Annotated in this window: 18 protein-coding genes; 6 read left to right on the plus strand and 12 right to left on the minus strand. The window is 52.5% G+C overall.

What is annotated here, in order from left to right:
- Positions 1-107: 107 nt before the first annotated feature.
- Positions 108-2,360, plus strand: a complete 2,253-nt coding sequence (locus tag FHG12_RS06635) for a transglycosylase domain-containing protein (RefSeq protein ID WP_139517713.1) — start codon at positions 108-110, stop codon at positions 2,358-2,360.
- Between the two features lie 154 nt (positions 2,361-2,514).
- A complete protein-coding gene (gene uvrC / locus FHG12_RS06640) occupies positions 2,515-4,323 on the plus strand; it encodes an excinuclease ABC subunit UvrC (protein ID WP_139514982.1) in 1,809 nt (602 codons plus the stop codon).
- 95 nt (positions 4,324-4,418) lie between these two features.
- On the opposite strand, the gene porN is transcribed toward uvrC, so the two are convergent.
- The 10 genes from porN to lipB all read right to left on the minus strand — a co-directional run bounded on the left by porN (position 4,419) and on the right by lipB (position 14,777).
- A complete protein-coding gene (porN, locus tag FHG12_RS06645; RefSeq protein ID WP_139514983.1) occupies positions 4,419-5,354 on the minus strand; it encodes a type IX secretion system ring subunit PorN/GldN in 936 nt (311 codons plus the stop codon).
- Between the two features lie 48 nt (positions 5,355-5,402).
- Positions 5,403-6,983, minus strand: a complete 1,581-nt coding sequence (gene porM / locus FHG12_RS06650) for a type IX secretion system motor protein PorM/GldM (protein ID WP_139514984.1) — start codon at positions 6,981-6,983, stop codon at positions 5,403-5,405.
- Between the two features lie 71 nt (positions 6,984-7,054).
- Positions 7,055-7,861, minus strand: coding sequence for a type IX secretion system motor protein PorL/GldL (porL, locus tag FHG12_RS06655; RefSeq protein WP_139514985.1), 807 nt, complete (start codon positions 7,859-7,861; stop codon positions 7,055-7,057).
- 68 nt (positions 7,862-7,929) lie between these two features.
- Positions 7,930-8,949 carry a T9SS ring complex lipoprotein PorK/GldK gene (gene porK / locus FHG12_RS06660; RefSeq protein WP_139514986.1) on the minus strand — a complete coding sequence of 340 codons (1,020 nt, stop codon included), beginning with the start codon at positions 8,947-8,949 and terminating at the stop codon, positions 7,930-7,932.
- Positions 8,950-9,185: 236 nt separating this feature from the next.
- The gene (locus FHG12_RS06665) at positions 9,186-10,175 is read right to left on the minus strand and encodes a PorP/SprF family type IX secretion system membrane protein (RefSeq protein WP_139514987.1); all 990 of its coding nucleotides are present in this window, start codon (positions 10,173-10,175) and stop codon (positions 9,186-9,188) included.
- 134 nt (positions 10,176-10,309) lie between these two features.
- A complete protein-coding gene (locus FHG12_RS06670) occupies positions 10,310-11,140 on the minus strand; it encodes a uroporphyrinogen-III synthase (protein WP_139514988.1) in 831 nt (276 codons plus the stop codon).
- 75 nt (positions 11,141-11,215) lie between these two features.
- Complete coding sequence (locus FHG12_RS06675; protein ID WP_139514989.1) at positions 11,216-12,403, minus strand: DUF4271 domain-containing protein; 1,188 nt, start codon at positions 12,401-12,403, stop codon at positions 11,216-11,218.
- Between the two features lie 11 nt (positions 12,404-12,414).
- A complete protein-coding gene (locus FHG12_RS06680; protein ID WP_230471370.1) occupies positions 12,415-13,380 on the minus strand; it encodes an MraY family glycosyltransferase in 966 nt (321 codons plus the stop codon).
- 164 nt (positions 13,381-13,544) lie between these two features.
- Positions 13,545-13,961: a hypothetical protein gene (locus FHG12_RS06685; RefSeq protein WP_139514991.1), complete on the minus strand. Its 417-nt coding sequence runs from the start codon at positions 13,959-13,961 to the stop codon at positions 13,545-13,547.
- Between the two features lie 3 nt (positions 13,962-13,964).
- Positions 13,965-14,777, minus strand: a complete 813-nt coding sequence (lipB, locus tag FHG12_RS06690) for a lipoyl(octanoyl) transferase LipB (protein WP_139514992.1) — start codon at positions 14,775-14,777, stop codon at positions 13,965-13,967.
- A gap of 223 nt (positions 14,778-15,000) precedes the next feature.
- Between lipB and FHG12_RS06695 the strand changes: the two genes are divergently transcribed.
- Positions 15,001-15,360: a YraN family protein gene (locus FHG12_RS06695; protein WP_139514993.1), complete on the plus strand. Its 360-nt coding sequence runs from the start codon at positions 15,001-15,003 to the stop codon at positions 15,358-15,360.
- 43 nt (positions 15,361-15,403) lie between these two features.
- Here FHG12_RS06695 and FHG12_RS06700 read toward each other — a convergent pair whose 3' ends face one another.
- Together FHG12_RS06700 and htpG are read right to left on the minus strand one after the other, a co-directional pair.
- Entirely contained in the window at positions 15,404-16,351 is a 948-nt protein-coding gene (locus FHG12_RS06700; RefSeq protein ID WP_139514994.1) for a toxin-antitoxin system YwqK family antitoxin, read from the minus strand.
- 181 nt (positions 16,352-16,532) lie between these two features.
- Positions 16,533-18,365, minus strand: a complete 1,833-nt coding sequence (gene htpG, locus FHG12_RS06705; RefSeq protein ID WP_139514995.1) for a molecular chaperone HtpG — start codon at positions 18,363-18,365, stop codon at positions 16,533-16,535.
- 509 nt (positions 18,366-18,874) lie between these two features.
- Between htpG and FHG12_RS06710 the strand changes: the two genes are divergently transcribed.
- The 3 genes from FHG12_RS06710 to FHG12_RS06720 all read left to right on the plus strand — a co-directional run bounded on the left by FHG12_RS06710 (position 18,875) and on the right by FHG12_RS06720 (position 23,303).
- On the plus strand, positions 18,875-19,219 hold the full coding sequence (locus FHG12_RS06710; RefSeq protein WP_139514996.1) for a hypothetical protein: 345 nt from the start codon (positions 18,875-18,877) through the stop codon (positions 19,217-19,219).
- A 493-nt stretch (positions 19,220-19,712) separates the two neighbouring features.
- Positions 19,713-22,175: a TonB-dependent receptor gene (locus tag FHG12_RS06715; protein WP_139514997.1), complete on the plus strand. Its 2,463-nt coding sequence runs from the start codon at positions 19,713-19,715 to the stop codon at positions 22,173-22,175.
- A gap of 174 nt (positions 22,176-22,349) precedes the next feature.
- Positions 22,350-23,303 (plus strand): cation diffusion facilitator family transporter, encoded by a 954-nt coding sequence (locus FHG12_RS06720; RefSeq protein WP_139514998.1) that lies wholly within the window; start codon positions 22,350-22,352, stop codon positions 23,301-23,303.
- The last annotated feature ends 57 nt before the right edge of the window (positions 23,304-23,360 follow it).

The raw sequence follows: 23,360 nt of genomic DNA on the forward strand, positions 1-23,360 counted from the left end.
ATTCAGCATTCATAATTTCATGCATAATGGCTTACCCTGCCACCAAACCCAAGACTCCTTCCCGAAAACCCCAACGCAGCGGTCGTTTTGCTGCCATCACCCGCACGATGTGGGTGCTATTTGGGGGCGGACTGGTAGCGTTTGTCTTTTACATTCTGGCGGTTAGCGTCAATTTTCTAAACCTGTTTGGGCGTATGCCCAACCTCAAGACGCTCGAAAACCCAAAGAGCGAGTTGGCTTCGGAAATTTATTCGGCCGATGGAGTTTTAATGGGCAAATATTTCCGCGAGAACCGGACGCCGGTCGGTTATAAAGACTTGCCTCAGAACCTCATCGATGCTCTTGTGGCGACGGAAGATGCTCGCTTCGAGGAGCATTCCGGCATCGACCCCAAAGCCATGGGCCGCGTTGCGACGGGCTTGCTTACGGGCGGTAGTGGCGGTGGCGGCTCTACCCTGACGCAGCAAGTAGCGAAGGTCTTGTTTCGCACCCGAGCCGACTTGAACGACGGGATCCTCAACCACGTGCCGGGTCTGCGCATGCTGGTTATCAAAACCAAAGAATGGATTATGGCTGTGCGGTTGGAGCGCAACTATACCAAGCGCGAGATCATTGCTATGTATCTCAATATCAATGACTTCGGCTCCAATGCTTTTGGCATTAACGTAGCCGCCAAAACCTTCTTCAACAAGTCGCCCAAGCAGCTGAACCTTGAAGAGTCAGCGACTTTGGTAGGCGTGCTGAATGCGCCGTCGCGCTTTAGCCCCGTCACGAATCCAGAACGCTCGAAAAATCGTCGCAATTGGGTGCTGAGCCAGATGAACAAGTATGGCTACATCGATCAGCGCACGTACGAACAGGCAGTTGCCAAGCCCATTGTGCTGCACTACAGTGTCGAGAACGCTAACAAAGGCATTGCGCCGTATTTCCGCACCGAGGTGAGCAAATCGTTGCTGCAATGGGCCAAAGAAACTGACCACGATCTTTATGCCGACGGCCTAAAAATCTATACCACGATTGATTCGCGGATGCAGAAGTACGCCGAAGCTGCCATTGCCGAGCACATGCAGTTGCAGCAGAAATGGTTTATGCAACACTGGAAAGGCCAGTTGCCGTGGCGCGACGAAACCGGCCGGGTCATTCCAAACTTCCTCCAGACATCTATCAAAAGGACAGAGCGTTACAAATCGCTCTTCAATCGTTTCGATGGCAACAAAGACTCCATCAACTACTACCTGAACAAGAAGTATAAAATGCAGGTGTTCTCGTGGCAAGGCGAGAAGGAAATGATGATGTCGCCGATGGATTCGCTGGCCTATTACAAGCGCTACCTTCACGCGGGCTTTATGGCTATGAACCCCATCAATGGCCAAATCAAGGCGTGGGTGGGCGGTACTAATTTTAAGTATTTCAAATACGACCACGTAAAGCAAGGCAAACGCCAACCGGGCTCTACTTTCAAACCCATCGTCTATACGGCTGCCATCGACCAAGGCTACTCGCCGTGCTACCAACGCCCCGATGTGGCTACTACTTTCCCGGCGGTAGCAGGCCGCGCACCTTATACGCCCAAAAACTTTGAAGGCGGCTTCTCCGGTCGGAGCTTCACGCTACGCCAGGCCCTGGCCCGCTCGATGAACTCCATTACGGCATGGCTGGTGCAAAAGCTTGGTCCTGAGACAGTTGTAAGCTATGCCAAACGCCTGGGTATCACCTCGCCCATTGAGGCCGTTCCGGCGGTAGGGTTTGGCTCGAGTGATGTGAGCATTCTGGAGCTTTGTGGCGCATACAGCACCTTCGTCAACAAAGGCGTCTGGACCGCCCCAATGATGGTGACGAGCATCGCGGACAAAAACGACAACGTGCTGCGTGAGTTTGTGCCGCAAACCCGGGAAGCGCTGAGTGAAGAAACGGCTTACATCATGACCTATATGTTGCAGGCCTCGACTACCGAGCCCGGCGGCACCTCCGTAATTCTAAAAACAGGCTTCAAGTTTCCCTATGAGATGGGCGCCAAAACGGGTACCACGTCCAACTACTCCGATGCTTGGTTTATGGGCATCACGCCCGACCTAGTGTGTGGCATGTGGGTAGGGGGCGAAGATCGTAGCATTCACTTCCGTACGGGTGCATACGGGCAAGGTGCTCGCTTGGCGCTGCCGATTTATGGCCTGTTTATGCGCAAGGTCTACGCTGATAAGAGCATTGGCATCAACACTAACCCGTTCCCTAAGCCACAGCAACCGCTCAGCATCGAGATCGATTGCTCGAAATACTACGGCGGGCAACGTGATACGATTCCCTACGATCAGAAGCTTAACCAAACGGACCTAAATGATCTGAACAATCAGGATATTTAAGCGCTTTTTGGTGCAAATTAGTGGTGGCAGGTGTTCTTCACCTGCCACTTTTTTGTTGCTATCTACGCAGAAGGGGGTGATCTGTGACCCTATGCGATCCGCCACTGCTTACCTCCGCGGGAACCCTGTCCTACGCCGTTTTAGTTAGTTTTATATGGCTGCCAACGATTACTTACAAGAGCAAATTCGCCAGTTGCCGCATCGGCCCGGCATTTACAAATACTTCGATGATGAAGGCATCATCTACGTTGGCAAGGCCATCGACCTGCGCAAACGGGTCAGCAGCTACTTCACTAAGCAGGACCATAACAAGAAAACCCAACAGCTGGTCAAGAATATCAAGCGCATCGAGTTCACGATTGTGGACAGCGAATCGGATGCTTTTTTGCTTGAAAATAACCTGATTAAGCAACACCAGCCCAAATACAACATCCTGCTGAAGGACGGCAAAACTTATCCGTACCTACTGCTCACCAACGAGCGTTTTCCGCGTCTGATCCCGACTCGCAACAAGCGCCCCGGCGACGGCCGTTATTACGGTCCTTATGCCAACCTAACGGCTATGAACGTGCTGTTGGAACTCATCCGGGCTCTATACCCGCTGCGAACTTGTACGTTCAACCTATCGCCGGAAAACGTGGCAGCAGGCAAGTTTAAAGTGTGCCTAGAGTACCACCTCGGCAATTGCAAAGGCCCGTGCGAAGCCAAGGAAGACGAAGCTACTTACAACCAATACATTGCCCAGATCAGGCAGATTCTGAACGGCGATTTGCGTTTGCCCAAACAATATTTCCGCGAGCGTATGACCCAAGCCGCTCAGGATCAGCAATATGAACTGGCGCATCAATTCAAGCAAAAGCTGGATAAGCTAGACGACTTTCAGGCCAAGAGCACGATTGTCAATGCAAGCCTCACCAACATCGACGTGTTCAGCATTGCTTCAAATGAGAAGAATGCCTTCATCAACTACCTCAAAGTGATGAATGGCTCCATTATCCTGACGCAATCGCTGGAAGTTCAGAAGAAGCTCGACGAAACCGACGATGAAATATTGGCGCCTTTGGTGATGCAAATGCGTGAGGAATTTGAGAGTCAGTCGAAAGAAATCCTGACCAATGTGGCGCTGCCCGACCTCCCACTGCCAGGAGTTTCAGTAACGCAACCGCAGATCGGTGACAAGCGCAAGCTCTTGGAACTCAGCATCAAGAACGTAATGTACCTGCGCAAGGAGAAGGAAAGCATGAATGATCGTTCCAAGGACCTCAACGAGGTACGGATTATGGAAACGATCAAAAAGGACCTGCGCCTGACGGAGCTACCTAAGCACATTGAGTGTTTCGACAATTCCAATTTCCAAGGCGATAACCCGGTGGCGGCGATGGTGTGCTTCCGCAATGCTAAGCCTAGCAAAAAGGATTATCGGCACTATCACATCAAAACGGTAGTCGGTCCTAACGACTTCGACTCGATGTATGAAGTGGTAACTCGCCGCTACCGTCGTCTCGTCGACGAAGGAGCCTCTCTGCCTCAGCTCGTCATTGTGGATGGTGGCAAAGGCCAGTTGAGCATGGCCGTAAAGGCGCTCAAGGACCTCAATTTGTGGGGCCAGATCCCGGTCATTGGCATTGCCAAGCGGTTAGAGGAAATCTATGTTCCCAACGATCCGCTGCCGCTTTACATCGATAAAAAGAGCGAATCGCTACGCCTATTTCAGCGCATGCGCGACGAAGTGCACCGTTTTGGCATCACTTTTCACCGTAGCCGTCGCGATGCGGCTACCCTCAAAACAGAGCTTACAGAAGTAAAAGGCCTGGGCCCTGCTACCGCTGACAAGTTATTGAGCAAGTTTAAATCGGTAAAGAAAATACGAGAGCTAAGCGAAGCCGAACTAACTGCTGAAGTCGGTAAAGCCAAAGCACGTATTCTGTTGAATTACTTTCAGGAGCAGCCTGCTGAATCTTAAAAATCTTTGATATATAAACCACTGATAATCAAGAATTTACAACAAAAAAGCCCTTCCTAAACAGGAAGGGCTTTTTTGTTGTAAACACTCAGAAACTAGAAGCTCCAAAGATTGTATTCGTATTCGATCAGATCAGCGGCGGCTTGCTGCGAGGCCAAGATGCCTTGTTGCTGACTACCGTAGATTTCATCGAGACGCGAATCGTTCGGGTTCGAAATCTTTACGATGTAAGAGTTGAACAACCACAGTTCGAAAGCATCAGCTAGGTTCTTGTGCTGGGCGTCGTTCTGGGGATTAAACCAGATCGCTTTGTCCGGATTGTTACGGAACACGCGGACCAAATCACTGTACTTAAACGTACCGATAGGCTTCTCAATGCCCGATGTGTTTGAGGCCAGCGTCGAAGGCAACAGCAACGTAATGGTTTTGATATCGTGATACATCCGCGACCGTTTCTTGTCGAAGATCATATCCTCTTTCAATTCCATCTGGTATACATCTTTAGGACGCACCTCATAGCTCGGTGGTGCCACTGGCTTAGGGGGTGCTGCCTTGGCAACAGCCTTACCTTTAGCGCCCTTCGCGCCTTTCGCAGTGCTCTTTTTCGGAGCACCCCAGCCATCATCATTGCCCCATCCGCCACCGGGGTTAGCATCGGCTTCGGTAAAACCAGCTGCTTTTTCCTCTTCGCTTAGGCCTGCAGAAGCTTCGGCAATAGACATATTGCTGGAAACCTCAGTGGGCGTATAAGTAGAAGTCAGCGAGTCGTTTTTATAAGCCTGTAGCTCACCGCGCTTAACCGCATCTAAGATTACTCGGCTTATTTCCTTGCCTTCCGAGAACATGGGCTTGTTCTGCTTTTCACGCAGATCAATAGCACGCCATATCGTTTTGCGGAACATAATGTCCGAATTCGGAATCGGCCGATACGAGCCGTTGCTGCTCGCGGTGGTAGCTTGTTCCTGGGCTGAAGCTGCCACCGACAGCGTCAAACCAGCCGCGAGTGCGGCGAAGGAAAGAAATTTGTTCATACCGTTGGTAATCAAAAAGCCTCGCGGTTAGTTCGATTCTTATAACGCTTAGAGCAGCGGAATATTGAGTTGCTTAGAAACGTTAACCGTTTCCGTGTTGCCTTGGAAGTTCATGCGCTGAACTTCTTTCACATCTACGAACAGACGGTCGCCTTCACGGGCCGAATTCACCACATCAGTCAGGTTTGCATCCGGACCGCTGATAGTACGAGCGGGCATTGCTGGGCGCTTGCCACGCACGAGCGTGATTTCGTAACGTGTAACGCGGTAACGCGCATCTTCAGGCAAGAAGGTAGCAAAGCCAGCATCCGGAATGGCACGCAAAGACATGTTGCGTACAGCTGTGATAGGCGTACCCTGCTTCTCATTAGCTTCCCGGCCGCCCACGATGCACTTAATGTCTGGCTTAGGAATCGGACGCACCTGGAAGGTTTGTGAACCGATAGCGTTACCACCGCTGCTTACGTTCAGCGTTACTTCCCGACCATTCGGTACCAGAGTTACTTCACCTGTCTTTGACCCCGGAATTACTGAAGCACCCGAAGCTGAGAAACCAGGCTTGTATTGTGCCCCCAGAGCAGGTACTTGCACACTGAGCTTGTTACCACACTTGAAGTACAGGGCCTGTACCGACGCAGATTGAATCTGCATAACAGGTTTAGTCACTGTATAAGGCACGTTCACCTTGAAGGTGGTATCACGGCCGTTCTGCTTGAAGCGAATCGTACCAGTCCACTGCTTTTTAGCGTTACCAGCAGCGTCGAAACCACCAGGAGTAGCGGTGAACTCAATCTTACCATGACCGTCAGGGCCGACCTGTAATGGGCTGCCATTCAAAGTCATGCTAGGACGCAGGTTTGAAGCTGAGGCTGTTAGAAACAATTCTGCTTTGTACTTCGTACCAGCAGCAACCGTATTAGACTCAGCACTGGCGAAAGCACCTACTTTGTCAAATACGATGATGTTGCCACCTACTTTGCGTGACTGCTCAGCCAGCGCATCAGATTCGTACTTCAGTACTTCAGCTTCCTTCTGTGACAATACAGCCAGCGCCGCTACTAAAGGGGTGTTTTCGAAGTTTAACTCGGCGAAATTTTTGCTGCGCTGAGATTGCTCCGTTACCATTGGATCTTCTTTAGCATCCAATGCAAGCGCAGGAGCGTTGGGCACGTACTGTTTGATGTAAGCAGAGTACTTATTTAACTCGTCCTTCATCTTGTAGGCCTCGCCATTGCGGCTTGGTCCCAGCATCGTGATCGCCACCTTATCTTCGGCGCTCATGTTTTTGTATTCGCTCTTATTCTTGTTTTCAGTAGCAGTCAAGAGCTTTTCCCGTACCTCGCTCATGTAAGCAAGCATTTGCTTAGTACGTTCCCGAATTTCTTCGCTCTGCTTCAGGACATTAACGTCGGCGGCTTGGTTACGGTTCTTTTCGACTTGCGCCTGAATCCCTTTTACCGTCCCCTCGTTAGCCGTCGAAACCTTATTGTTGATGCTCGACAAGCTGTCGTCCAAAAACTTGAACTTGAGCAATATTGCTGAATTCACCTGTAGGGCTAGAAGAGCAGTCAGTACCAAGTACATCATGCCAATCATCTTCTGCCGTGGAGTCTCTTTTGCTCCCGCCATCGTGTTCTTTCCTAATCTATAACTGTGTGGGACAGAAACGTCTCTCTTGTCAAACTAAGCTCTATAATAGCTTAGCTAGTAGCACGCATCGCGTTTAGCATGTTGCCGTACACGCGGTTCAACGAATTCAGGTTCGAAGTGAGGCTTGTTACCTCCTGCTTGAACTGATCGGTTTCTTTGCCTGCTTCGGTCAGGTTTTCCATGGCTTGGCTCAAAGTGCCATAGAATTTGTTCATGGATTTGAGGTGCGTGTTAGCATCCTGCAGCTCCATCTCATACACTGCATTCAGCGCGCCCAAATTTTTGGTCACGTTCTGCACTTGCAGGTGATAAGCTTTGGCATCGGCCGTTGCTTCCGACATGGCGCTCATAGCCTGAGCCGTGTTAGCATATGCTTCGTTGATACGCTCCAGCGATTGAGCAGCAGAACGCACTTTCGTAGTATACTCGTCAGTAGCGTTGGTAGCATCACCTAAACCAGCAAGTTGCTGGGTTGTCGTGCTCAAACGGTTCAGTCCTTGGCCAAGTGAAGCAATAGCCTCAGGCGTTACGTTTGCATCCTTAAGCATGTCGTCCAGCTTGCGGGTCAGGCCTTGGCTATTGTTGCTGGTAGAGAAACTGTTGCTGTTGGTCGACGGGTCGTAGCCTTCGCTCAGTTCTGGATAAACCAATGACCAATCTGGCTCTTTCGACTGAGGTTGAAACGCACTCAAAAAGAAGATGATAGCTTCTGTGCCTAGACCAGCGATAATCGCTACGTCAGCGAAGGGCCAGTGTTCAATTTTAAATAATGCTCCAATGATTACAACTGCTGCACCGATACCGTATACTTTGGGCATCAATACATCAAAGAGGAAGCTACCGCCTTTTGCTGCCATTTTAATTTGGGATTGTAAAGAGTTTGTTTGAGTAATTAGAGAACGTGAGTTGATGATCCGAAAAGGACTTAGTTCAGTCGATTGTTAGAACCCATGCCAATTTGAATCATAGCCGTGCGGAACCCGATATAAGAACGGGCCGAATCTTGGTACTCAAAGTTGCGGGTACCGGTCTCAAGGAAGTAAGCAATATCTTTCCACGAACCACCACGAACTACTTTGCGGGGTTCGTTATCGTCTGGGTTAGTTGGGTTCATGTCCCATACTACCGGCACAGAAGCTTCCATGTAAGCATCGTCGCACCACTCTGACACGTTGCCAGACATATCGTACAGGCCGAAGTCGTTCGGGAAGAAAGCACCAACTGGCGAAGTATAAGCGTAGCCATCGGAAGCATAGTCGCCACGGCCAGGTTTGAAGTTAGCCAGCATGCAGCCCTTCGAGTTGCGCAAATAAGGGCCGCCCCAAGGGTAAGTAGCTAAGTCACGACCACCACGAGCGGCGTATTCCCATTCTGCTTCGGAAGGCAAGCGGAAGTTTGGAGTAGGAGCAAGACCAGCTTCAGCGTTGGCTGCGTTCTTGTTCTTAGTGCGCCAGTTGCAGAAATATTTTGCTGCGAACCAATCTACACCAACTACCGGGTAATCATCAAACGCTGGATGAGTATAGTAGTACTCCATCAGCGGGTCACCCATATGATAAGTAAAGTCCCGTACCCAGACGGTCGTGTCAGGATAGAGTTCCGTCATCACATATTCTTCGCCCAACACGTCAATCGAATCCTGACGGATAGCGTTCATGAACTGCCGATACTCATTGTTGGTAATCTCAGTCTCATCCATGTAGAAGCCGGCAATGGTTACCTGCTTATTCATGTTGACCATTGAGGCAGAAATATCTTGGTCGGTCTGACCCATATGGAAAGTACCTCCTGGGCAAGGAACCATACCGAAGGGCACTTCCTGCGGATTGAACTCGGGGCGATCCTCCGCTCCGACCAGGTCACCCTGCGGTCCTTTACCAAAACCACAGCCCCCCAGAAACAGCGCAGTCAAGGCTACGAGAGGCAAAACGAGAAACTTGTTCATGTTAGGAAAAAAAAGACGGTTCAGGCGGCGATACCAGAAGATTACAATTTTTCGAGTCTGCAAATCTAACGAAAGTTATGTTCGTGCACAAGCATTTCGCCCAACGCTTTGCGATTGTCTACCAACACCTTCAATTATCCGCTAAACGATAACTCACAGCAAGTTATTACATATTGCTTACAAAGCTATTAACAGCTGTCTGTAAAGCAATTATTAAGCTTATTTAAACTCTAACATCAAAAACTATAACGAGGAGTATGGATAGCTGGACGGGTAGTTAAGGATGGTTTTGGGAACCGATATGAGATCATAATCTCGTGTGAACTCAAAGCACGGGCATCTTGATTAAATGCAATTACATCAAAGGCATATCCCAAACGCACAGCGTTATCTTTGAACAAACTCAGGCCCACCAAACCCGTGAACGATTCATCATAACGGTACCCAACGCCGGCCCAATACTTGTCATCAAGAGTGGCTCGAACACCGGCTTCGTACGAATTGTTCTTGAAAGTAAACTTATTGCTGTCGCCGAATTTGCCGGGCAGCACCATCTTCATCAATACTGTAGGGGTAACCACAACGGAAGAAGAAGCTTCGATATTATAGCCCGCCGTAAGATAGGCGTGGTTCTCATTTAGAAATTCGGCCGTTGTACTTCCTGCGTCGCTATTGAATCGGTAGTTGGAGCGCAGTAGGTTATTAAGGCTAAGACCAGCATATAGCTTTTCCGACTCGTACCAAACTCCAGCGCCCAAATCGAATTTATGATCTGAGCCGCTACGGGGCACTCGCGGATCTCCTTCATCAATAGGGCGGTAGATGCCCTGGCCCACATAATTCAGAATCCCCTGAATCCCTATACCTAACCGTCCTTCCCCTATCTTAAAGTGCTTAGAATAAGACACTTGCGCGTTAGTGATTTTTAGCTGGGCTATCTGATCGCGAAAAACATGAAACCCTATTCCTCCACCTAATGCTCGCACAGGCATGGACCCTGTTAGCATAATGGTTTTGGGCGATCCCCCGTCGTCGAAGGAGGCGGAGTAATTCAGATATTGAATACGTCCGAAAGAAGAGATTTCAGCCTGCCCCTTAATGCCTGCATAAGCAGGATTTAGGTACATCCCATTGAATCCGTAATGGCTAAACTGAGGCTGTTGTTGCGCGAAGGCGGTGCCAGTTGCTGCGGTGAGCAAAGCAGCGGCAAGTATAATTCCCTTCATAGAGCGACGGCTTTAGAATGCGATACGGACGGCAGAAAATAGAGTTGATATTCTCAAATGTAAAGAAAAAACTCTGCGAAAAATTCCCGCTAAAGCCGGATTTAACGCGTTTATTCCTTCTTTACTACCGCGCCTTAAGCACTCTGCTTGCCGCTCTTATTTTTTTCTTTGCCGGCATCACTTCCGTGATGATACCGTATGTAAGCTTCGATTGCTCCGGTCATGGAAGGAGCGTTAGGTTGCGGAGCTTCAATGTCCAGCTCTAGACCGGCATCCAACACAGCCTTAGCAGTAGTAGGGCCAAACGCTGCAATTCGCGTGCCGTCTTGTTCGAAATCAGGGAAGTTGATGAATAAGGAGCTAATTCCGGAAGGGCTGAAAAAAGCAATGCAGTCGTACTTCACGTCCGAGAGATCGGAGAGGTCACTGGCGACCGTACGATAGATAACAGCTTCCGTAAACTTGAAATTATTCGCCCGCATAAACTCCGGGATATCGTCTTTGCGGATATCTGAGCACGGATACAGAAACTTCTCGCCCTTGTGCTTCTTGATCACATCGAAAAGATCAGCCGCAGTACGTTGCCCCACAAATAGCTTCCGCTTGCGCAACACAATGTACTTCTGCAGGTAATTAGCAGTTTGCTCAGAGATGCAGAAATATTTCATCTCGGCTGGCATTTCCAACTTAGCCTCCTGACAGATACGAAAGAAGTGGTCGACAGCATTACGGCTGGTAAAGATGACCGCCGTATGGTCGAGGATGTTTACCTTCTCTTTGCGGAAATCCTTATAAGAAACCGGATCGACCTGGATAAACTCACGAAAATCTACTTTGATGCCGTATTTCTCGGCAATGGCAAAGTAAGGAGAAACGTCGCCCGTCGGCTTAGGCTGGGTGACAAGAATGCTGGAGATGCGCTTGGCGTGTCGGCCCGTCCCCGGTTTGTCTTTGCTCTCGGCCATAAGGTATGAAAAAGGGTAAATCTAGTGCAATAGGGAGCTTCGCGGAAAGCACCAGCGGGCAGCCGGCGCCAATATTCAAAAGGTAAAAACGATAAGCTTTAGCAGAATGATCAACGGGATGACTTCTGTGGCGCAAAGGTAAGAAAACAAATGCAGATTTAGCAGCGATGTCCTACGGTGCAAAGTGCGTGCAATTCGCACTACCGTTCCCACCAACATCAAGGAAACCACTCCGTTGGATACCCACAATACTGTCTCAGGCAACGTTTGATTTAGCCCCAAGTACAGCAGCATTACGAACGGCAGGAAGAGGCCCATAAACAGAATGGTGCGCACAAACTCCCGGTACTGCACCATAACCAAGGGCGTAACATCAAAAATGTACCCCATAAGTTCTAGAAACAGGTATTTGCCCAGCACGAAGCCTGCTACCAAGCCCGCATACAGAAATACCCGAAGAACGATAGCGGATTCGGGCACGTCGAAGAGGCGCCGTAAGATTACGATGCTCTGAATATTGGTATGAATGGCCACCAACAACAGCGCAAACGAGAGCGAAAAAACCAACATCAACAGCAGATTAAGCCAAGTAACCGTTGGCTTAATAAGGAATTCCTGGTCTTTTGAGGTTTTACTCCACAGCCCCTCAAACTGGTAGATACGAGCAAACCCTGGCTGATACGTAGCACGAATGCCCCCGTAAAGCAGGCCGATCAGCAGCAAGAAGCATAGAAATACGTTTTGACCCTGATGCCCTCTCGGTCGCGGCTGCGCTACCAAAGGGTGGGATGCAGCTTTGCCCACGTGAATAACAGGCGAGGGCACAAAATTCGTGAAAGAAGCTAAGTTAGGACTTACTTCCGGATGCCATACGCAGAGTAGGTGGGGGCCTGGCGGAGCGGTAGCGGGTACCAGCTTTGCCAAATCAAGTTTGTAGGAGGCCGGGGCTTTGGCGGTAAACACCAACCGATTATCCAGAAAAATGCTGAAGTCCTTGCGCGCCGCGAAGGTTATCAACAGCGGCCGATTGGGCCGGATGCTGATCCACTGGTAGTAGGTATGAGCCGGCGTGTGGTAGTCGGGCAGATATAAAATCAGCCGATTATGAACGGCATCATGAATGAGCCACTCGGAAGATAGTCCGGCTTTGGGCGCGGGAGGCAGAGGGCGATATTCGGCCGCCTGCAAAGCAAGTGGCAGCAGTGCTATCCAAAGGCACAATGCCCAAAAGCGCCGGCTTTTTGTCTGAACTGCCCGTTTCACGCCGCAATAAGTTAGGACGCTACTCGCTGTTGAGCGCTACGGCTATGATAGACGCCAAGAAAAACGCTCAGCAGCAATGAAAACAAAACTAACACAATGATTAACAACGTATTACCTATGTATGAGAAGTTAATCACAAACAGAATTACCACCAGATTGAGCAAGGCCAACAGCATCACGGTGCTGATCTGCTGAAAGCCCATTGCCAAGATGCGGTGATGGATGTGGTTTTTGTCGGGAGAGAAAGGCGAGCGTCCAGCCATCATGCGAACTATAAACACCCGCAACGTATCGAACAGTGGCACGAACAAAATGCCGGCGGCCACCGAAGGAGCAGAAGAAGCAAAGGGACTATCGGCCCGCAGGCCCATCTCCACAAACTGGATGGTCAGGATGGAAACGATGAAACCACATACCAGCGAACCGGTATCGCCCATGAAGATGTTGGCCCTGTGAAAGTTATAGCGCAAAAACCCCAATATGCCGCCAATCAGACACACGGATACATACACGTAATTGCCATAGCCAGCGCCCCCATATCGGGCAAAGTAAAAGCCGTAGGTACTGGCGATAATCAGGACAATGGTGCCCGCTAAGCCGTCGAGACCGTCGATCAGATTGATCGCGTTGGTGATGCCCACAATAGCCAGAAAGGTGACGGCATAGCTGATTCCAACCGGCAGCTCATGAATCCCCAGAATACCCTGAAAACTGGTGATGCGGATGTCGGCCATAATCATGACCACACCGGTCGCCAGCAGTTGGCCCACAAACTTCTTCATCACCGAAATCGTGACGAGGTCATCCTTCAGGCCAACGAAGAAAAGCACAATACAGCCCGCTAACAGCTGCTGAATGCCGTTGCTGAGATCGGCGAAGATGGTGAGAGCCGACATGAAGCCTGCAAACACTGCCACGCCCCCCAAACGGGGCGTCAAAGATTCATGCACTGTACGCACGTTGGGCGTATCGAGCATGTTTTTCAAATGAGCAATATAGATGATAGATGGCACTGCAAAGAGTGCCACTAAAAATGCCCAAAGGAAGGACAAGCCCAACGGTATAGCGTATGCATTCATCACGTGGGGACAAAATTACACAAATAGCGGTGGAAGTCGCCTTCGAGTTTCGGCAGATTTCCTCAGCTATGCAAAACCCCCTCCCGATTGAGCAGTCCAATGTGAATCAGGTTGGCTGGCACAATGGAATCGGGCACGAAAATGAATTTCTTATCAAAGATTTGAGGGCCGCGGTAGTAGCTCACCCAATACTGGTTGTTGAGGTGAAAAAGGTCGGGGTCGATGGGCTCGACGGGAATGGCGCTCTGCGGTTCGACTTCCAGAATAACGTGGCGCAATGTGGAGGTGCGTACTACTTCGCCGTCGTCTTTGGTGCCGTAGCCATTGGAGCTGATGATTACGTTGCGCAAGGGATAGCTATTGTGGTTGAGCAGGTACACCTGCCAGCCCGGTTTGCCTTCTTCCGTAGCCGCTGCTTCGTCGGGTACCACAGCCACGGATACCCCTTCTACTGGGTCAAAAGTGATATCTTCTTTCATGCGTTACATAGTACAAAACTCCGCGCCCAGTAGTTCGGCCAGATGCGGTAGCAGGCGCTCCTGCACTTCTTCCACCGAAACGGCGTGACCTAACTCCTGCTGGAGCGAAGTCACAGCTTTGTCGGTGATGCCGCAGGGCACAATGTGGCCGAAATACGTGAGGTCGGTATTAAGGTTGAGGGCAAACCCGTGCATGGTCACCCAACGGCTGCACTTCACCCCCATGGCGCAAATCTTACGGGGGTTAGGCGCACCCTCCGCAAAGTCGAGCCATACGCCCGTAAGCCCGGCAATACGCCCCGCCGAAAGGCCATAATCAGCTAATAATCTGATAATTGCCTCTTCCAACACCCGCAAATAGCGGTGAATATCAGTAAAGAAATTGTCGAGGTCCAGGATAGGATATCCTACCAGTTGGCCCGGCCCGTGGTAGGTAATGTCGCCGCCGCGGTTGATGCGGTGAAACGTGGCGCCGTGCTGCGCAAGCTGCGCTTCGTCGAGCAGCAAGTGCTCAGGCTTGCCGCTCTTACCTAAGGTATACACGTGCGGATGCTGGCACAGCAGCAAGTAGTTGTCCGTCAAGAGCTTAGCCGAGCCTGTTTCTTCGGCTTGCCGATTCTGCGCTTTGATAGCCAGTGTTTTAGCCAATAGTTCTTCCTGGTACGCCCATGTCGGTTCGTACGCAACCAAACCCAGCCGCTGCACCAACACCCGCCGATTTTGCCCGGCCGTAGCCGGTGGCGTTGGAGCTACGATTAAGTCAGGAAGCGTTGCTACTGAAGCAGGACTAGCGCAGGGGTTAGGCAGTAAATCCATCAGAATAAGGTTCAGATAATCGAATGGTTAGCTAGACCAAAATAAGTGAGCCTTTCCGCATAGCAGCCAAGCATAAGCGTAGGGCGTGATGGCGGTAGCCAACCGAATCTTTGAGGGTGAAAAGACGCAGGCGGCACCGAGCGCCGAGTGGTTTCCAAACGCCTCAGAAGACTATCAAATGTACTAGATTTGGGGCCGCTCCCCAATCCCTGAGCTTTCCGTTATGCCTTCGCCAGCCCACCAACTTGGCCATGCCGGCGAAACGGCGGCCGCTCAGCATTTCTTGGCGCAGGGCTTCGAAATAGTCTACCGAAACTACCGCTACCGCCGCGCCGAGGTCGATTTGATCGTGCGGCGCGATCGCTCCCTGTTGGTTTTTGTAGAGGTAAAAGCGCGCTCGTCGGTGCAGTTTGGGTTTCCCGAAGAATTCGTGACCGAACGCAAACGCCAGCTGTTCCGCTTGGCTGCGGAGCACTACCAGGAAGAAATCAACTGGCATGGCGATATCCGCTTTGATATTCTGGCCGTTACGCCCGCCGCCGACGGCTTACGCCTTAAGCATTTTGAAGACGCTTTTTATTAGCCTATATTATAAGCATTTGACTATCAAGTACTTATAACAATCATTATTTGCCTGCCGGTTGATCTGCCGTGGAGGGGCGCTTGTCGAGCTTTCCCTTCTGGTAAACCGGCTTGAAGTCCCGGCTATATTCCTCGATCAATTCGGGCTCCAGTACTTCGGGATCATAGCCTGATTCGCCGTATTGATACACGTAGTGCGGCCGATTGCGCGTGCGGAAGCCCCAGTACTTGGTCCACTCGCCTACCCGCTTGCCGTTTTCAAACTGGCCCTTCCAGTCGAGCTCGCCGTTTTCAAGGTAGCGCGCATAATCGCCTTCCAGCTTGCCATTAATATAGGGCACGACCTCCTTGATGTGCTTGTGTTCGGTGTCGTAGTAGGTAATGTTGGCATCGCGCGGAAAGCCCATTTCGTAGTGGGTTTTGCTGAGCAGAATGTTGTCGGGGGTATATTTTTCCCAACGCAAATGCTTGGTTCCGAAGGCATAGAAGCCTTTTTCTACCACTTTGCCGCCTTGCCGTTTGGTATAAGGCCCGTGCAACACTTTATCGGTCGCCGGATTCAGTTCGGTAGTAGCCGGCGAAATGCGGCGCTTCCGCGGGTTGAAGTAATACCGGGCCGGCGCGTAGGGGTTGGGCTGCTGAAAGGTGCGCAGGTAATAAAATACCTCCACGACTTGGTTGCGCCCCTTACCCCCCGATTTTACATAGCCTTTCTTGATGCGTTCGCCCAAGAAAATATTCTTTTTGCGCTTGGGCTTGCGCTGAGCCGATTTTTCCTTTGCCTGCGCTATCCGTGCTTGCTCTTTGGTTACGTTGGTGCGCTTGGCCACCAAACCGGTCGTGTCGCGGTTGCTGGTCAGCGAGTCGTTGCTGAGTGCGGCTATGCCAAACTGATCGGGTTTGCTGTTGAAAGAAACTGTCTTCTTGGAACAGCTTCCCAACCACACAGCCACAAACGCAAGCAGAAAAAAAGGCAGACGAAACGAACACATTGGGAGGTACACAAACAGGGGTTGTAGCAACGAACGTAAAGATAAAGCGATTTGGTGCCCAAGGCGAGCCTACATCGCACGGCTACAGGCTACGCCATAAACAGCAAAACCTGCCGACTCATGAGCCAACAGGTTTTGTACTACTTAAAACTACGTATACTATTTAAGACTAACCAGCTGCTTATTCGGCGGCCAGCAAATCAGCGCTGCGCTTTACAAACGCGGTCAGGGCCTCGCCTTTCAGCATATTTTGCGCGAGCAACGCCAGATCGAAGGCTTGACGGGCAAGTTTCTGGCCGGCTTCGTCTTCGGCGTTCAGCACGCGTTGGGCTACCGGATGGTTGGCGTTCACGCTTACGGTGTAGCTGTCGGGCATCGAGCCGAACATGGCCATGCCACCGCCACCGCCCACTCGCTGCATATCCTTCATGCGGCGCATAAATTCGGGCAGCGTAATGACAACCGGCGCATCCTGCGGCGAAAGCGCATCGACCTGCACGTGCATATGCTCGTTGTTGATGGACTTGGTGAACAGTTCCTGCAAACGCGTTTTGTCGTCGTCGCTGAGCACGCTTTCGGTGGTTTCGTCCTTCTCGATGAGCTTGCCTACTGTATCAGCATCCACGCGCTTGAAGGTCGTTTTCTCCAGCTTTTGCTCCAGTTGCCCAATAAAGTGCGGATCGAGTACGGCATCGAGTTTCAGCACGTCGTAGCCGCGGTCGGTGGCGGCTACCACAAACGAGTGCTGCGCCTCCGGGTCGGTGCTGTACAGGATCACCGTCTGGTCGTTTTTGTCCTTCTGGTTGACTTGCACGTGTTCTTGGTACTCAGTGAGAGTGAAGTACTTACCAGCAGCGTTTTGCAGCAGGACGAAGTCCTTGGCTTTGTCGTAAAACTTCTCGTCCGAGAGCATGCCGTATTTCACAAACAGCCCAATGTCACTCCACTTCTCCTCGTAGCCGGCCCGGTCTTTCTTAAACAGCTCGTTGAGCTTGTCCGCGACCTTCTTGGTGATGTAAGTGTTGATTTTCTTAACGCTTGAGTCGGCTTGCAGAAACGAGCGCGACACGTTCAGCGGAATATCGGGCGAGTCGATGACGCCGTGCAGCAGCATAAGGAACTCGGGCACCACGTCTTTCACCTCGTCGGTGATGAATACTTGGCGCGAATACAGCTGAATCTTGTTGCGCTGGAACTGCATTTCGTCTTTCACCTTCGGGAAATACAGAATGCCCGTCAGGTTGAAAGGATAATCGACGTTGAGGTGAATCCAGAACAGCGGCGGCTCTGAAAACGGATACAGCTCCTGGTAGAATTTGGTGTAGTCCTCGTCGGTCAGCTCAGCGGGCTGCTTGGTCCAGATGGGCTGCGTCTGGTTGATGACCTGCCCCTCAAACTCAATCTCGATGGGCAGGAACTTGCAGTATTTGGTCAGGATGGTCCGCAGTCGCGCCTCTTCCAGAAACTCGTCCGAATCGGCGGCTACGTGCAATACCACGTCGGTGCCGCGCTCAGCTTTCTCGGCATCTTCCAGCGTAAACTCCGTGCTGCCGTCGCAGGTCCAGTGCGCGGCCGTTGTGCCTTCCCGATAAGATTGCGACCAAATTTCGACTTGCTCGGCCACCATAAAGGCCGAGTAGAAGCCCAAACCGAACTGCCCGATTATCTGATCTTTAGCGGCGGCATCTTTGTCTTTGTACTTCTCAACAAACTCAGTAGCGCCGGAAAACGCAATCTGGTTGATGTACTTTTTAATCTCCTCGCCCGTCATGCCCAAGCCGCGGTCGGAAATCGTGATTTTGCGGGCTTCTTTATCTACGGTTACCCGCACCTTCAATTCGCCCAAGTCGCCCTTGAACTCACCGAGCTGCGCGAGGCTTTTGAGCTTCTGGGTGGCGTCCACGGCGTTGGACACGAGTTCCCGCAGAAAGATCTCGTGGTCGGAGTAGAGAAACTTCTTGATGATGGGGAAGATGTTCTCGGTGTGAATCGAGATGCTACCTGTCTCTTGCATAGCGCCTTAGTAAATGAGTCTTGAAATGTAAAAACGGACAGAATCGCCGGCTCAGCGGCCGCAACTCCGTGAAGCCGCCGGTTTCAAAACCTGTTCCACGCTTGCTGCGGCTGTCAGTTTGGCAGCACCCCAACGGCGTCCCCGCGAAGTCGGTTTGCGCAACAAAAAAGGCGACCACTTACGGCCGCCCTTTCCTATATCCAACACAAATAATTGATTATAAACCTGTTATAGCGCTATACAAATAACTCTTCCGAAGCTCGGGCCGAGGCAGCTTTGGAGTCGGACCGCAAGGCGGCCACAATACGGCGGAGAACGAAGGCATAGAGGGTTTTCATGGCTTTCCGAGGTCAGTGGAAGTTACGGCACAAACTAACGCACCAACTATTACCCCAGAATTACGGACGCATTATCATTGGGTAAAAGCGTCGCGCAACCTTGGCGGCCTTGATTAGTCCTTGGGGGCAGCGGCAAAAGCGTACCTTTGTGCCGGCGTCATTTTCCTGTTCATGCAAGCCCTCCGCTCCCATCTGGCTCTTTTGCTGCTGCTCTGCTTCGTGCGAGTGTTGCTGCCAGATACCTGGATTCTGGCCTTGCACTGGCACCGGCACACCACCGAGGAGCCGGCCCAAAACGCCCGCCGCCACTCCTCGAAAGGCAAGGCCCTCCTGACGGCCAAGCACCAACACTGCGGCACCGATCACTTTTACAATGCAGCTTTCCAGGCGGCTCCGCCCCTGGAGCTTCGCTTTTTTGCCCCGTACGCGCCGCTCGCACCGATCACGGCCAAATCGGTATGGCTGGCTACGGCCGCTTCCGCCTCGTATCTGCGCGGCCCGCCTGCCCGGTCATAACCGCTTGGCAATTAAAGCTTTACTGCTTAACAGTAACTGTTTCCCGCCGCTCAACCCACACATAACGGGCCCGACAAGAGGAGAAAATTGGTTATCACCTCTCCGATCTTTTCTGAGTTGCCGGGGTACGCTTTCTCGTGACAGAAGCGCGGGGCACTCAAGCGGAAGCGACGCCGACAGAACGGCAAGACATTTGTTATGAGGGAGTTAACAAGAAACAACTCCCGCTGATTTCTCCTGGTTTGGTTTTGGAGAATTGATGGGAAGGCACCGGCCGTTGGCCGGTGTTTTCTTCCCGTCGGGCTTTTGCCGAGCCTTTTGCTCGTGCCCTAGCTGCTTACGCGCACTGTCTTCCCGACTCTGCTGCTGTGCAGTAACCAGCTGCAACGAGGCAACCAGCGCCCAACCGCCACCCGAGCACCAACTTCAATCGAAAATGAGCGCATCCAAACGCCTTATTTCTCGTTCACTCGCTACTTGCATTACCTTCTATATGTCCCGATTGCCTATCACGCTTAGCTTGCTGCTTGCGGCGGGCGCAGCGGTGGCCCAGCGCCCAGCCGCTAAGCCTGCTTCACCCACTCGCCCACTTGTCGTGGCTGTGCCCGTTACGGGCCGCGTTTTCGACCAAGCTACCCACGAAGCGCTGCCGGGCGCTACTGTATTATTTCCCGATCTCAAGCAAGTAAGCAGCACAGACGTCGACGGCACGTTTCGGTTTGCGAACCTGCCTCGCGGCCGGTTTCTGATGCAGGTCACGTTTCTGGGCTACTCGACGGTAGCCCGCACCGTGGATACCGGCACCGGCCAACCGCTGGAAATTGCGCTCGTGCCGGCCAGCACCGAAATCGGGCAGGTGGTAGTGACGGGCGTGTCGGCGAGCACAGAAATGCGCCGCTCGTCGGTCCCGACCACCGTCGTCAACCGCACGCAGCTCAACCAAGCGGCAGCCACCAACGCCATAGACGCCATTGCGCACACGCCCGGCGTGTCGCAGATCACGACTGGGGCCGGCATTAGCAAACCCGTTATCCGGGGTTTGTCGTCGAATCGGGTGATCACGCTTAATAACGGCGCCAAGCAGGAAGGCCAGCAGTGGGGCGACGAGCACGGCATCGAAATCGACGAGTTTAGCATCGACCGCGCCGAGATCATCAAAGGCCCCGGCAGCCTGCTCTACGGCTCCGATGGCATGGCCGGGGTAGTGAATTTCGTGGCCCCCGACCCCGTAGAAAACGGCAAAGTCATTGGCTCACTAGCCAGTAACTATCAGTCAAACAATCACTTACAGGGTTATTCCGTGATGAATGCCGGCAACCTGAACGGGTTTAACTGGCTAGTACGGGGCAGTGGCAAAATCGCGGGCGACTACCGCAACCGCTACGACGGCCGCGTGTACAACTCCGGTTTTCGCGAGCTCGACGGCAACGGTTACGTGGGCCTGAACAAAAGCTGGGGCTATTCGCACCTCACCTTCAATACTTTCAACCAGCAAGTAGGCTTGGTGGAAGGCGACCGCGACTCGCTGACTGGGCGCTTTATCAAGCAGACCAGCAACGGGCTGGATGCTGTGGTAGAGGAGCCCGTTTCGGATAGCGACTTGCGCGGATATGGCCTTGCCGTGCCGCAGCAGCAGATCAACCACATCCGCATCGGGACTGACAACAACTTTATTCTGGGCCAAAGCCGCCTGACCCTCAACGTAGGCTGGCAGCAAAACCTACGCCGCGAGTTTGGCAACGCGTTGGATATCAACGAGACTTCGCTGTTTTTTCAGCTGCGCACCTTCGACTACGCGCTGCGGTATTTCCTGCCCGAAATGAACGGCTGGAACACAACCGTCGGACTCAGCGGCATGGATCAGAGCAACGTCAACAAGGGCGTCGAATTTCTGATTCCGGCCTATCGCCTGCTTGATGGCGGCGTGTTCGGGGTGACCAAAAAGTCGTTTGGCAAGTTCGACGTGAGCGGCGGCCTGCGCTACGACATGCGCCGCATCACCGCCGACCCGCTGTACCTCGATCTCTACCAGCGCCCAACGGCGGCGCCGGGTGAGCAGCAGAAATTTGCGGGCTTCCAATCGACTTTCCGCAACGTATCAGGCAGCGTGGGCGGCTCGTTTAGCGCCACCGACAAGCTGGTGCTGAAAGCCAACCTTTCGCGCGGATTTCGGGCGCCTAACATCGCCGAACTGGGCTCCAACGGCAAGCACGAAGGCACGATTCGCTACGAAATCGGCGACCCCACGCTCAAGGCCGAAACCAGCCTCCAGCTCGACGCCGGCATCAGCTACGTTTCCGACCACGTAAGCCTGAACGTGGACGCCTTCCAGAACAGAATTCATAACTACGTGTTTCCCAGAGCGTTGCTAAACACAGCCGGCACAGGCGATTCCATAGCCATCACCGGCGACCGTGCGTTTCTCTACGAGCAAGGCGATGCCCGGCTCTACGGCGGCGAAGCGTCCATCGACATTCACCCGCACCCGCTCGATTGGCTGCACTTCGAAAGCAGCTATTCGATGGTGCGCGCTGTGCAGCTTAACCAACCCGAAGGCCAGCGCTACCTGCCCTTTATTCCCGCCGACCGGGTGCAGTCGGAAGTGCGGGTAAACTTCCGCAAGGTGCCCCATTCGCGGCTGGGCAACCTGTACGCCCGCGCCGGCATTGAGCACACTTTTGCCCAGAACCGCTTCTATTCGGCCTTCGAAACCGAAACGCGCACGCCGGGCTATACCTTGTTTAATGCCGGCCTCGGCACGGATGTGCTCAACGCCAATGCCAAAACGCTGTTTTCGGTGTTTCTGACGGGCACCAACCTGTTCGACGTTGGTTACCAGAGCCACCTGAGCCGCCTGAAATACGCCGCTTATAACGCCAGCAATGGCCGCACGGGCGTCTTCAACATGGGCCGCAACATGAGCGTAAAACTCGTTATACCCTTGTCGTTTAAGTAATTACCAAGTCAGAGAGCTTCCCAGAACAACCTGAAATTCAAGGTATAGCGTTAGATAAAGCTCAGCTTTAACTTTTATAAATATTTGATTATCAATATATTACCTAAACAACCAGAACGTATTGTTATTCGTGCGTTGTTAGCGTTACTTACTGCCTGTTAATCATCCTTTCCTATGGCGCACAACCACAGCCACGGTCACGACCATCACCACGGCCCCCCCGAAAATCAGCATTACGGCTGGGCTTTTGGCATTGGCATTGGCCTGAACCTTCTGTTTGTGGCCGCGGAAGCGGCCGGTGGGCTGTGGGCTAATTCTTCGGCCCTGCTCTCCGACGCGGGCCACAACCTGAGCGACGTACTGAGTCTGGCGTTGGCTTGGGGTGCTACGCATCTGGCCCGGCGCCCTTCGTCGGCTCGGTATACGTACGGCTTCAGGGGCGCCACCATTCAGGCGGCGTTGCTAAATGCGGCGTTGCTGTACGCGGCGCTGGGCATTATTCTCTGGGATACCATCGACCATTTGCGCAACCCTGAGCCGGTAAACGGAAAGATGGTGATGCTGCTGGCCGGCTTGGGCGTGGTGGTAAACGGGTTCACAGCGTGGCTGTTCCGACACGGGCAGAAAGGCGATGTGAATGTGCGCGGGGCCTTTTTGCACATGCTCACCGACATGCTTGTTTCGGTGGGCGTAGTGGCGGGCGGCGCACTGGTCATCTGGACGGGCTGGCGATGGCTCGACCCTGCCATCAGCTTCGTGATTCTGGGCATCGTTGCTTATGGCTCGTGGGGTTTGATGCGCGAGACGATGCAGCTCAGCCTGCAAGCCGTGCCGGCCAATATCGACCTGGACGCCGTGCGCGATTTTTTACTTCGACAACCCGGCGTAACGCAAGTACATGACCTGCATGTGTGGCCCCTTAGCACCCGCGACACGGCGCTCACTGCCCACCTCGTCCGGCCGGGCGGCGACGGGAATAACGCCTTTTTAAAGGAATTACAACACGCTATAAATCACGAGTTTAGCATTGGACATTGCACCGTGCAGCTCGAAGACACTGTGCCAATTGCCGACGAGCAAGGCTGCTGCGACGGCGTAGCCATGAGCAAAACGGTTTCGCACACCTGATTTCAGGGCGGCTGCGCTACTCAGAAGCTACGCCCAACGCAAACTTTCCGGGAATTC

The sequence above is a fragment of the Hymenobacter jejuensis genome (assembly GCF_006337165.1).
Lineage (GTDB): Bacteria > Bacteroidota > Bacteroidia > Cytophagales > Hymenobacteraceae > Hymenobacter > Hymenobacter jejuensis.